Source organism: Castellaniella sp. WN (genome assembly GCF_054457555.1).
This window is the reverse complement of the sequence record NZ_JBTKZC010000001.1, coordinates 1-12092: the sequence shown is the minus strand read 5'-3', so window position 1 is coordinate 12092 and position 12092 is coordinate 1. Positions and strand designations below refer to the sequence as shown.

Genomic DNA, 12092 nt, shown 5'->3' with positions numbered 1-12092 from the left:
CATGCGCCGATTTCTCGATGGACTCTATACCGCCAGCGCCTGGCTGGCCGGCCTGGGCATGATCGGCGTCCTGCTGATGGTGTCGCTGATGATCCTGGGCCGCCTGCTGGGCTTCCCGGTCGGCGGCGCCGACGCCTACACGGGCTACGCCATGGCCGGCGCAGGCTTCCTGGCCCTGGCCAGCACGCTGAAACACGGCGAGCACATCCGCGTCACCCTGATCCTGGGCATGCTGCGCGGCAGGGGGCGCCGGGCGCTCGAAATCATCGCCCTGCTCATCGCCGTCGCGCTGTCGGGCTTCCTGGCCCTGTACTCGGCGCGCCTGGTCTGGCAATCCTGGTCCTTCCAGGACATCTCCACCGGCATCGACGCCACGCCGATGTGGATCCCCCAGATCCCCATGGCCGTCGGCACCCTGGTCTTCTTCATCGCTTTCCTGGACGAGTTCTGCCTGGAACTGCTGGGCAGACGCCCGTCCGCCGCCACCGAGGAGCTCCACCATGAATGAGATCTCGGCCAGCATCGCCCTGATCGTCGTCCTCTTCGCGCTGCTGGGCGGCGGCGTCTGGGTCGGCCTGACCCTGGCCGGCGTCGCCTGGTTCGGCATGGAATTCTTCTCCAGCCGCGCGGCGGGCGACGCCATGGCCATGACCATCTGGGGCAGTTCCAGCAGCTGGACCCTGACCGCCCTGCCCCTGTTCATCTGGATGGGCGAGATCCTCTACCGCACCAACCTGTCGGAAAACCTGTTCCGCGGCCTGGCTCCCTGGGTCAACCGCCTGCCCGGGCGCCTGCTGCACACCAACGTGCTGGGCTGCACGATCTTCGCCTCGGTGTGTGGATCCTCGGCCGCCACCTGCGTCACAGTCGGCCGCATGAACCTGCCCGAACTGCGGCGGCGCGGCTACCCCGACGCGCAGATCATCGGCTCGCTGGGCGGTCCCGCCACCCTGGGGCTGCTGATCCCGCCGTCCATCATCCTGATCGTCTACGGCGTCGCGGCGGAAACCTCGATCGCCAAGCTCTTCATCGCCGGGGTGATCCCCGGACTGCTGCTCGCCCTGCTCTTCAGCGGCTGGATCGCCGGCTGGGCGCTGCTGCACCCCGAGCGCGTGCCGGAATCGGCGGGCGGGCTGCCCTTCGCCGAAAAACTGCGCGAATCGCGCCAGCTGATCCCGGTGGTCCTGCTGATCCTGGGCGTGGTCGCCAGCATCTACAGCGGCGTGGCCACGGCCACCGAATCGGCCGCCATCGGTGTCATCGGCGCCTTCCTGCTGTCGGCCTGGCAGAAGACCCTGACCTGGAAATCATTCCGCGATTCCCTGCTGGGGGCCACACGCCTGTACTGCATGATCGCCCTGATCCTGGCGGGCGCGGCCTTCATGACCCTGTCCATGGGCTACATCGGCCTGCCCCGCCAACTGGCTGAATTCGTCGGCGGCCTGAATCTGTCGCCCGGCATGCTGATCGTCACGCTCGCCCTGTTCTACGTTGTACTGGGCTGCTTCCTTGACGGCATCTCCACCATCGTCCTCACCATGGGCGTGGTGCTGCCCATCATCCAGGCGGCCGGCATCGACCCGATCTGGTTCGGCATCTTCCTGGTCATCACCGTGGAAACCGCCCAGATCACGCCGCCGGTGGGCTTCAACCTGTTCGTGCTGCAGAGCATGACCGGCAAGGAGATCACCTACCTGGCCCGAGTCTGCGCGCCCTATTTCGGCCTGATGGCGCTGCTGCTGATGATCCTGTGGTATTTCCCGGGGCTGGCCACCTGGCTGCCCGGACACATGTAGCACGGGGGCTGTAGTATCGTAGTCGCGGGGCCGTCCTCCCATCGGCTCACGCGAGGAACACCATGACCGCTACCCTGCTGATCGACCGCCGCCCGCACGACCTGGGCGGGGGCTTCATCGTCGGCCGTGTCCTGCCCTACCGCAAGCGCCGCATGGTGGGGCCCTTCATCTTCTTCGACCACCTGGGACCGCTGGACGTGGCGCGCGGCGCCCCGCGCGAACTGGACGTCCGGCCGCACCCGCACATCGGCCTGTCCACCGTCACCTACCTGTACAGCGGCGCCATCACCCACCGCGACAGCCTGGGATCGAACCAGGAAATCCGCCCCGGCGAGGTCAACTGGATGACCGCCGGCAGCGGCATCACCCATAGCGAGCGGCTGGAATACGCCCGCGCCCATGGCGCCACCATGCACGGCATCCAGGCCTGGGTCGCCCTGCCGCGCGAGCACGAGGAAACGGCGCCTGAATTCCACCACCATCAGGGCGCCGACGAACTGCCCGAATTCAACGAGGACGGCGTCGCCGGCCGCCTGATCGCCGGCGCCATCGACGGGGCCGCCGCCCGTGTCGGCACGCACTCCCCTCTGTTCTACCTGCACTGGGAGATGACCGACGGCGCGCGCCGATCCCTGGGCACGGACCATGCCGAACGCGCCGTCTACGTCGCCCGGGGGGAAATCGAACTGGACGGCCATCCGCTGCCCGAAGGGCGGATGCTGATCCTGGAACCGGGCCGCGCCGCGCAAATCCAGGCCCGCGGGCCCGCCACCGTCATGCTGCTGGGCGGCGAGCCCGTCGGCGAACGGTTCATCCACTGGAACTTCGTCTCCTCCTCCCGGGACCGGATCGAACAGGCCCGCGAGGACTGGCGCGCCCAGCGCATGGCCCTGCCAGTCGGCGACGACCAGGAATTCATCCCGCTCCCCGAGGGCGCGGGCTGACGATCACCCTCCCCCAAAACACAAGGAAACACACGATGCCGCTCAAGCTTCAAGTCATCATCTGCAGCACCCGCCCGGGTCGCGTCGGCCCCTCCGTCGCGCGCTGGTTTCACGAATTCGCCCGCGGCCACGGCCAGTTCGACGCCGAACTGGTGGACCTGGCCGACTTCCACCTGCCCCTCTATGACGAGCCGGTGCACCCCCGCATGCAGCAATACGCGCACGACCACACCAAGCGCTGGGGCGCCAGCGTGGCTCGCGCGGACGCCTATGTCTTCGTCACGCCCGAATACAACTACAGCGCGCCGCCCTCCCTGGTGAACGCGCTGGACTTCGTCTACAAGGAATGGAACTACAAGCCCTGCGGCTTCGTCGGCTACGGCGGAGTCTCGGGCGGCCTGCGCGCGGTCCAGTCGGCCAAGCCGCAGGTCACCACACTGAAGATGATGCCCATGGTCGAGGGCGTCGCCATCCCCATGGTGGCCAAGCACATCCAGGACAACGGCGAATTCGCCTCCAACGAGTTGATCGACGCTTCGGCCACCTCGCTGCTGGATGAACTGCTGCGCTGGGCGACGGCGCTGAAGACGCTGCGCACCTGATTCCACCAGGAACCGGCGGAGTTCAGCGAGCCGCCACGCCCGCGCGGACCTGCCGCTCGAACACGTCCAGCGCCATCGGGCGCCCGAAGAGGAATCCCTGGAATGCCTGGCAGCCATGCTCGATCAGGAAGCGGCGGTGCGCCTCGGTTTCCACACCCTCGGCCAGCACATCCAGGCCCAGGCTGTCGGCCAATGCGATGATGGAACGCGCGATGGCGGCATCGCTGGGATCCCGCAGCACGCCGCACACGAAACTCTGGTCGATCTTGATCTGGGAAAGCGGCAGACGCTTGAGATAGTTCAGCGAAGAATAGCCCGTGCCGAAATCATCCAGGGAAAAGCCCAACCCATGCGCCCGGAGCGCGCGCATGGTCTCGATGGCGCTATCCACGCTATGCAGCAGCAGGCTCTCGGTCAGTTCGAGCTTGATCCGCGCGGGATCCGCACCGGTGTCGCGCAGCAGCGCAAGCACCTGCTCCACGAAATCATCCTGCCGGAACTGGCGCGGGCTGACATTGACGGCCAGGTCCAGGCGACCGAACACCGGGTCCCCCCGCCAGCGGGCCTGCTGGCGCAGGGCCGTTTCCATGACCCAATGGCCCAGCGGCAGGATCAGTCCCGATTCCTCCGCCAGAGGGATGAATTCGGACGGCTGCACCATTCCATTCGCGGGATGCCGCCAGCGCACCAGCGCCTCGGCGCCCGTCACGTGCCCTTCGCCATCCACCTGGGGCTGGTAGAGCAGCAGGAACTGCCCCTGGCGCAGCCCGTTGCGCAGTTCGGTCTCCAGTGTCGCGCGACGTGTCACGGCCTGCTGCATGTCCGGATCGAAGAAGCGCAGCGTATCGCGCCCGGCGTCCTTGGCGCGATACATCGCCATGTCCGCCTGCTTGAGCGCTTCGTCCACCGATTCCGCGAAACGACCGAGCAGCGCCACCCCGATGCTGGCCGAAAAATGATATTCGTACCCGGCCAGATCGCACGGTTCGCGCAGGCGGGCCAGGAGCAGTTCGCCCAGCGCGCGCGCCTGGCCGGCCGCCTCCGGCGCGTCGGCGCTCAAGTCCGGCGCCACCACCACGAAAGCGTCCCCGCTCAGGCGGGCAACGGTGTCCTGTTCGCGCACGCTGTCGCGCAGGCGGTCGGCCACCTGCCGCAACAACTGGTCGCCCACCTCGTGACCCCGAGTATCGTTCAGAGTCTTGAAATCATCCAGATCCAGGAAGAACACCGCCGTGATCAGGCCCGACCGCGCTCCGCCGACCAGCGCCCGCTGCAGGCGATCCACCAGCAGCAGCCGGTTGGGCAGTTGGGTCAGCGCATCGTAGGATGCCAGATGGCGCGCTTCCTCCTCGGCGGCCTTGCGGTCCGAGATGTCGACGTCGAAGCAGAACATCTCCGGCGGCTGGCCGGGCAGTTCGACGAACGCGTGGCTGGAAAACACATCCACCGGGGAGCCGTCCTTGCGCCGCAGCCGCGTCTCGCGCGCCGCGACCACCTTGCCGGTGGCGAACATGCGGTCGATGTCCTCGCGCATCCGGCCGCGCATGGCGGACGGTTCGACCAGGTCCGGCAGCCGCCTGCCCATGGCCTCTTCGGCCGTATAGCCGTAGAGCCGCTCCGCCGCCCGGTTCCAGTAGCTCAGGACGCCGCCGGCCCGATAGCCCAGCACCGCGATCGAGGGGATGTTGAGCAGCACCGAGCGGAAACGCAGCTCCGATTCGCGCAGTGCGCCCTCGGCCCGCTTGCGTTCGGTGATGTCGCGGGCGAGAAAGACCACGGCCGGCCGGCCGTTCACCAGGACGCCGAGCGCCTGGACGCGCCCCTCGAAATGGCACTGGCCCGACCGCGTCCGCATCTCGTATTCGATGCTTTGCGTGCGACCCGACCGCAGCGTGTCGCGAATCAGGCCCATGAAGTCGTCGGCCTGCGCGGCGGGCAGCACCTCGTGCAACCGCCGGCCGACCAGTTCCGATGCGCGGGCGACCAGCGGACCTTCGTCGCGGGAAAGCACCTCCACGTAGCGCCCCTCGCTGTCGAGCACCAGCAACACATCGGGAATGGCCTGCGAAATGGCGCGCAGCCGGGCCGCCGTGTCCGCCAGGGCGCGCTCGGTGGACAACCGGTCCTCCATGTCCCGCAGCAACAGGCCGAGCACCACCGTGGCAAGGATGAACGTGATCAGGAATGACTGAGCGACCAGCGTGTTGAAATGCCGCGCCACGTCGGCGGGCAAGAACTGGAACAGGCCCAGCACCGCCGCATGCACGAGCAGCCCGAAGCAGGCCAGCGAGACCGGATCCACGTCCAGCCACCCGCGCGCCCGTGCCCGGCGGTAGAGCAGGCCCGATGCGGCGCACAGCAGGATCACCAGCAAACCGACGGCCGCGCCCTCGCCCGCCAGCGACAGCCGCGCCGCGGCGGCCATGGCGGCAGCGACACCGGCCACCAGCGGGCCGCCGAACAGGCCCGCCATGCTGAGCACCACCGAACGCGCATCGAAGATGACGCCCGGCTCCAGCGCCAGGGGCGTCAGCATGCCGACGACGCAGATGCCGCCGAAGATGACGCCGGAGAACACCTGCCCCGCCAGCGGCCGCGAGCGCCACAGCCGGACGTTCACGCCGTTGAGGAAGCACAGCGCCAGCAGCAGGGAAACTCCTTTGACGAGTTCGATGAACATAAGGCTGTCGCGCTTCCGGGGGTGGCAGGCCCGCCATCGCGAGGGCGGCATCCACGCCTGCAAAGCGCCACTATAGCGCAGGAAGGCGCGGCCCCGGCGCGCCTGTGCATCGAACGATCCGGCGGGCACGGGGATCGCCGCGCTCCCCTCGGCGGCGAAACATGCAGCATATGACGGGCGGCGACGTTCGACAGGGAAAAAGAGATCGAAGGCCCCTTCCGGGCCAGGGTAAGATCATGGTCGTACTCCATGGTCGGATATGGCCCGATCGGCACTCTCAAGCTGGCAAATGACAACACCTCGACAACGCGTAACGCTCCGATCCTTGGCAACCGCGCTCGACGTACACGTCTCGACGGTATCGCGTGTACTGAACGGCACCCCGGCCGAAGCCCGCGAAGCCGCCTCGCCCGACATGATTCAACGCATCCGCGAACTCGCGCAGCGTCTGAATTACCGTCCCAACCCTCAAGCAATCGGCCTGAGGACCCGCAAGACACGGACTATCGGCGTGCTCTTGCCGCGGCTGTCCGACCTGGTTGTCGCCACCATCTACGAAGGAATCGACGAGGCAGCCATGCGCCATCGCTACTTCACCTTCGTGAGCAGCACACTCGACGATCCGCAACGCCAGACGCAACTGGGCGAAACAGCCCTGGACCGCAATGTCGAAGGCCTGATCATCGGCGATGCCCGCACCGATACCCGGATGTTCATCGATGAGCTCGCGGCGCGCGGCATCCCCCTGGTACTGGTGAGCCGGCGTGCGCCCGGACACTGTTCGGTCACATGCGACGACCACAAAGGGGGCTGGATCGCAGCCAAGCATCTACTCGACCAGGGCCACCGAGATATCGCCGTCCTGGCTGGCGAACTCTTTGCCTCAACCGGTGTCGACCGCACGGCCGGTTTCCTCGCCTGCTGCGCCGCCCATGGAGTTTCAGTACCCGCCCGATGGATCATCCATGGCCACTTCGACACCCAAAGCGGGCGCCGGGCCGGGGATGCGCTGTTGACCTCCCCGCGTAAACCGACGGCCATCTTCGCGGTGAACGACTTTCTTGCCATCGGCCTGATGGGTGCGCTACGCGACCACGGCATACGCGCTGGAAAAGACATCGCCGTGGTCGGATTCAACGATACCCCGCTCGCCGCCGAACTGCCCATCAGCCTGAGTTCCGTGCGTTCGCCCATGCGGGAAATGTGAGCTTGCCCCTGAATGACGAAGTCCTTAGTTCCAGTTAAATTGGAACTCAAGGAGTAAGAAATGACAGATTTGAGAAGGCGTGCGAAGTACACGCAGGAGTTCAAGCAAGAGAGTGTGCGTCAGGTGCTGGCGGGATCGTCAATCCGTGCCGTGGCCGATTCGCTGGGGATTCCGAAGGCAAGTTTAGGCAACTGGGTACGTCAACACGAGCTCGGGGATCTAGGCCCAGGGCCCACGAAAGCGACAGCGCCAGTCTCGGTGGAACAGATGGAGATTGCCCGTCTGAAAGCTGAGAATGCCCAGCTTCGGATGGAGCGTGACATTGCAAAAAAAGCCGCGGCGTACTTTGCGCTGGACACGCTGCAAAGTACGCCTGGATTCAAAAAATGAAAGGTCGCTGGCCGATTCGTGCGATGTGCAGGGTGTTGTGTGTCAGCGAAAGCGGCTACTACGGCTGGCAGCGTTCTGGACGTGTCTCGGCAGGTACTCGCTTGCCCGATGAACGGGTACTGGCTCACATTTGCGTCATCCACCGTGAGGTGAAGGCAGAGTACGGCTGGCCGAGGATCTATCGGGAGCTTCGGCGACGTGGGCTGAAGGTAGGAAAGGAGCGGGTTCGGTTGCTGATGAAAGCCCACGGAATACGCGCTCGCGTCAAACGCAAATATGTTGTGACGACCGACAGCAGGCATGCCTTGCCAGTAGCCCCAAATCTGGTGAAGCGGCAATTCAATCCGCCGCAACCGGACCGGATCTGGTGCGGCGACATCACGTATTTGCGTACGGACCAAGGGTGGTTGTACTTGGCGGCCGTGATCGACCTGTTCAGCCGTAAGATCGTTGGCTGGAGCCTGAAGCCGCACATGCAGACCAGCTTGGTCAAGGATGCCCTGGAGATGGCCTATTTGCGCCGCCGACCGGCACCGGGACTGATCTTCCACAGCGACAGGGGCGCCCAGTATTGCAGCCATGACTTCCAGCAGGCGCTGCGCACCTGGAAGATCCATCCGTCGATGAGCAGGAAGGGAGACTGTTGGGATAATGCGCCAACAGAGAGCCTCTGGGCGCGTTTGAAGGCCGCTTGCTTTGATGGCCGAAAGTTTGCTTCCCACCGCGCAGCCAGAGTTGCCGTGATGGACTGGATTACGTTCTACAACCACCGGCGACTGCATTCGGCACTGGGCTACACCAGTCCAATGGAATACGAAAAAATCTGGCACGCGAATCACTATAAAATCGCTGCCTGAACCCCGAACTAAGGACTACGAAAAACGGGGGCAATATCATTTTTCGTGGGTCGGCCGTAAAGATGCGGACAGCGAATCGCTGGTCGCCTTCTTCAACGAGCGAATCGCCCTCGCCAATACCAGCGGCAAGATGAAAGAACTGCAAATGAAGTGGTTCGGATTCGAAATGCCTGTGCCGACCCACGTGCCCGAGCCGATCGAAATCCATTAAGCAGGAAAACTGGAGGAACCATGCTCTCAAGGCTGGACGACTATATCGGGCCGATGCTGGCCGGCGCCAGCGTCACGCTGATCATATGCATGGGGGCGATTCTGCTCGGATTCCTGGCCGGGGTCGCCCTCCACAGCCTCCGCGATACAGGCGCGCGCGGAGCCGTCGCATTCACCAACATCTATCTCGGATTCTTCCGGGGCACCCCGCTACTGGTCCAGCTCCTGATGCTGTTCTACATACCCATCGCCCTAGGCGTCGAACTCAATCCCTATGTGGCCGCCGTGATCGCGCTGGGTCTGAATTCAGGCGCCTACCAAGCCGAAATTCTACGGGCGGGATTCCAGGGCATCCCCAAGGGGCAGGTCGAAGCGGCCGATAGCGTCGGCATCCCGCGCTGGAAAACGTTGTGGCACATCCAGATACCGCAAGTACTGCGCCTCACCGTGCCTCAGCTCGTCTCCGAAACAGCCGACATCATCAAAGCCTCGGCCATCGTATCGGTCATTACCGTCACAGACCTCCTGCGAGTCGGGCGCCAGATCGTCGCCTCCAACTACCGCCCCCTGGAGGTCTTCATCACCGTGGCCATTTTGTACTTGGTCCTGATTTCGATCGTCCAGATCTTCGGGCGCTATCTTGAAGCCCGATGGAAGGTGAAAGCATGAAATTCGACTTGATCGTCGGCATCCTGCCCGCCTTCGGCCGAGGAGCAATGTATACGATCGGCATCAGTCTCTCGTCCATCGTTCACTCCTCCAACGCGGCGGATCCAGCCGTCGGGGCTGCAGCTGCCGTCTGCCCATTACGCCCCTTCGCCCTACCTCCTCCTGCAACAGCTGCCGCCTTCGCCTCTCCCGCCTGGCCGTCATCCCGCCCACCCAGCATCTGCATCTGGTCGACGATGATCTCGGTGCTGTAGCGATCGGCTCCGCTCTCCTTATCCTGCCATTTGCGGGTCTTCAGGCGCCCTTCCACAAACACGGTGCGGCCCTTCTTCAGGTATTCGCCTGCGATCTCCGCCAGGCGACCGTAAAACACCACGCGGTGCCATTCGGTTTCTTCGCGGCGTTCGCCGCTGGTCTTGTCGCGCCAGGTGCTGGTCGTGGCAATCGACACATTGCAGACGGCAGCGCCGTCGGGGGTGTAGCGGATTTCCGGATCCTTGCCCAGGTTGCCGATGAGGGTCGCGCGGTTCAGTGATGCCATGGTGATGCTCCAATGATGAAAGTCTGGGGTGATGCCCCAGGCCGGAATCCGGCCCAGGGCAGATAAGTCGGTCAGGCCTGATTCAATGCGTCCAGGTGGCGGATCACGTCCTTGGCGGCCCATTGGGCGTTGCCGGTCAGTTGGCGCACCCAGGCGCTGCGCGTGGGGCTCCAGCGAAAGCCGCAGCGTTTCAGCACGTCGCGGGTATCCTTGGCCGGTTTGCCCTCAAAAAGGAACATGGCGCGGTTTTCCTGCGGATCTTCGCGGTAGGTGTAGCCGTCCCCTGCCTGCTCGGTCTCGGTGCGCTCGGCGGCACGCTGCAATTCCTTGATGCGGGCCATGATGCGGTGGATATTGGCGTTGCTGTTCTGCAGCTGGAACGGGGCAAAGCCGATGCGGTTCATGTAGTCCGGGGTCACGAGTTCGCGGGCGCGTTCCGCATAGGTCAGGCCGGATGCCACCAAGGCGGCCACCTGCACATCAGCCCCAGCCTTGGCATGGCGGCGCAAAATGGCGTTGATCGCCTTCATCGTTTCCTGAATCGCCTGCAGGCTGGCCAGTTTGGCCTGCAGTTTCTCGATAGCGGCCGGGTCGTCGCTGGAAATCCCGCCCTTGCCCACAGATGCGGCCTTATCGGCGTAGTGCTCGGCCTTCTTCTGCAGCTCGAAGGATTTTTCAAAGCCTCGGCTGATTTGTTCCCGGTACCGGCGGTCGGATCTTTCTGAATGGTGCCCCACCAGGATGGGCTGACCCATGGGGATGGCATCGGCCATGCGGCTGGCTTGGGACGCGACCGCATCGGATTGTGCATGCGCCTGCCCTGCACGGGCTTCGTACCGGGCCTTGCGGGCTGCCTGCTTGGCTTCATAGGTGTTCATGATCTGATCTCCAAAACAAGGGTTGAACTGCTTCTCAGCTGACCGGATCCGAAGATTCTTGAGCCGGAACGTATATCCGCCGTGTGGGGTCTACGCTGGTTTTCCGGTCTTGCCGCCGTCTTCCGTGAGTTCCGTCGCCGTGCCGATCTGGACCACGCAGCGCCGAACGGAAAGGGGCAGGCACGCAAGCCGCAGCCCGAAGCCCCAGGCGCAGGGACCGGGTGAGTACCTGGCGCAAGCGCACCCCTTGCAGAGAGAAGCGAAAGTGGTACACGTCGGCGTTTCAGGCGGCGGAACTTACGGAAGACGGGATCACGGCCCGATCCAGGCGATGACCCCACACGGCAGCCGCGCGGCAAGCGCCCCTAGCCCCGTACCCTCGGGGCTCTGACTGGGCCATGGCCCGCATCCAGGCAGTGACCCTTGCCACCGGCACCAGATGACAAGGCCGACCGGGGCACCCTGACCCAGTCGGCCTTGTCGTTCTTGGGATTGCGCTGTTTCCCCGGCCCCTGGCGGGCGACCCCAGGCGCACGGCAGGGGCCGGCTGACTGCCTTTGCCCTCATGATCAAGCGATCATGCCATCTGCCTACTGCCCAGCCAGGCGGCCAGGGCAGGGCGGATCCCCACCCTGCCCCACAGCCCTACAGCTGCCCGCGTTCCGCCAGTGATGTGGTCTGCGTAGCGCTGACGATGACGTGATCCAGAATCCTCACATCAATCAAAGCCAGTGCCTGCTTCAGCTGCCGCGTCAGGCTCAGATCCGCGGGGCTGGGTTCGGCCAGGCCGGACGGATGGTTATGGGCCATAAATAGCGCAGCGGCGTTTAACCGCAGCGACGTCTTCACGATCTCGCGCGGGTAGATGCTGGCGTGGCTCAGCGTCCCCATGCTCTGTTCGATGTAGCGGATGGGCCGCAGCTGCGAATCCAGATACAGAAACGCCGCGCACTCATGCCCCAGCCCGGCCAGCTTGGACTGAAAAAATGACCTCACCCGCTGGGGATTGCCCATGGCGTTCTCCATGGAAATCAGGCTGACGGCGGCTTCGCGGCCTGCCGCCAGAATCTGGCTATCGGTGGCGGGCTTGTAGCGCCCGCTGGGGCTGCGCACATACAAGGGGTGTGCGTCGTTCATGTTGTCATAGCTCAGCGCGGCGGTGCTGTTCGTGTTCATGGGTGCTTTCTCCTTTCGGGGTTGATCGGCTACCGGGGCCGAAGATTCCGAGCCTTCTGTAGGTTTTGCGGTGTCCGCAGACCTACGTCTGGCCCGGAGTGCCACCGTTGCCGTGAGTTCGTCGCCTTGCCGCGCTGGATCA

11 protein-coding genes are annotated in these 12092 nt (G+C 64.8%); 7 read left to right on the top strand and 4 right to left on the bottom strand.

Annotated features, from left to right (window positions below):
- Position 1 precedes the first annotated feature (1 nt).
- The 4 genes from ACTPOE_RS00055 to ACTPOE_RS00040 all read left to right on the top strand — a co-directional run bounded on the left by ACTPOE_RS00055 (position 2) and on the right by ACTPOE_RS00040 (position 3342).
- Positions 2 to 508 (top strand): TRAP transporter small permease, encoded by a 507-nt coding sequence (locus ACTPOE_RS00055; RefSeq protein ID WP_458870009.1) that lies wholly within the window; start codon positions 2 to 4, stop codon positions 506 to 508.
- Complete coding sequence (locus tag ACTPOE_RS00050; protein ID WP_458870007.1) at positions 501 to 1796, top strand: TRAP transporter large permease; 1296 nt, start codon at positions 501 to 503, stop codon at positions 1794 to 1796. Before ACTPOE_RS00055 ends, ACTPOE_RS00050 begins: the two co-directional genes overlap by 8 nt.
- A gap of 62 nt (positions 1797 to 1858) precedes the next feature.
- Positions 1859 to 2740: a pirin family protein gene (locus ACTPOE_RS00045; protein ID WP_458870005.1), complete on the top strand. Its 882-nt coding sequence runs from the start codon at positions 1859 to 1861 to the stop codon at positions 2738 to 2740.
- A 35-nt stretch (positions 2741 to 2775) separates the two neighbouring features.
- A complete protein-coding gene (locus ACTPOE_RS00040) occupies positions 2776 to 3342 on the top strand; it encodes an NADPH-dependent FMN reductase (protein ID WP_458870003.1) in 567 nt (188 codons plus the stop codon).
- 22 nt (positions 3343 to 3364) lie between these two features.
- Here the strand turns inward: ACTPOE_RS00040 and ACTPOE_RS00035 are convergent, their stop codons facing one another.
- Positions 3365 to 6022 carry an EAL domain-containing protein gene (locus tag ACTPOE_RS00035; protein ID WP_458870001.1) on the bottom strand — a complete coding sequence of 886 codons (2658 nt, stop codon included), beginning with the start codon at positions 6020 to 6022 and terminating at the stop codon, positions 3365 to 3367.
- Positions 6023 to 6311: 289 nt separating this feature from the next.
- On the opposite strand from ACTPOE_RS00035, the gene ACTPOE_RS00030 reads away from it, so the two are divergent.
- The 3 genes from ACTPOE_RS00030 (at position 6312) to ACTPOE_RS00020 (ending at position 9355) form a co-directional block, all read left to right on the top strand.
- Positions 6312 to 7229, top strand: a complete 918-nt coding sequence (locus ACTPOE_RS00030; RefSeq protein WP_458869999.1) for a LacI family DNA-binding transcriptional regulator — start codon at positions 6312 to 6314, stop codon at positions 7227 to 7229.
- A gap of 60 nt (positions 7230 to 7289) precedes the next feature.
- Positions 7290 to 8476, top strand: a protein-coding gene (locus ACTPOE_RS00025) for an IS3 family transposase (RefSeq protein ID WP_458869997.1) whose coding sequence is annotated in 2 segments (ribosomal slippage) — positions 7290 to 7554 and positions 7554 to 8476 — 1188 coding nt in all. Because the reading frame shifts where the segments join, the coding sequence is not laid out codon by codon here.
- Positions 8477 to 8707: 231 nt separating this feature from the next.
- Entirely contained in the window at positions 8708 to 9355 is a 648-nt protein-coding gene (locus ACTPOE_RS00020; RefSeq protein ID WP_458869995.1) for an amino acid ABC transporter permease, read from the top strand.
- A gap of 82 nt (positions 9356 to 9437) precedes the next feature.
- Here the strand turns inward: ACTPOE_RS00020 and ssb are convergent, their stop codons facing one another.
- From ssb to ACTPOE_RS00005, 3 genes are all read right to left on the bottom strand, one after another.
- Entirely contained in the window at positions 9438 to 9896 is a 459-nt protein-coding gene (gene ssb / locus ACTPOE_RS00015; protein WP_458869993.1) for a single-stranded DNA-binding protein, read from the bottom strand.
- Between the two features lie 71 nt (positions 9897 to 9967).
- Positions 9968 to 10774: a DUF3560 domain-containing protein gene (locus ACTPOE_RS00010; RefSeq protein ID WP_458869991.1), complete on the bottom strand. Its 807-nt coding sequence runs from the start codon at positions 10772 to 10774 to the stop codon at positions 9968 to 9970.
- A 645-nt stretch (positions 10775 to 11419) separates the two neighbouring features.
- Positions 11420 to 11950, bottom strand: coding sequence for a JAB domain-containing protein (locus tag ACTPOE_RS00005; RefSeq protein ID WP_458869989.1), 531 nt, complete (start codon positions 11948 to 11950; stop codon positions 11420 to 11422).
- Positions 11951 to 12092 lie beyond the last annotated feature (142 nt).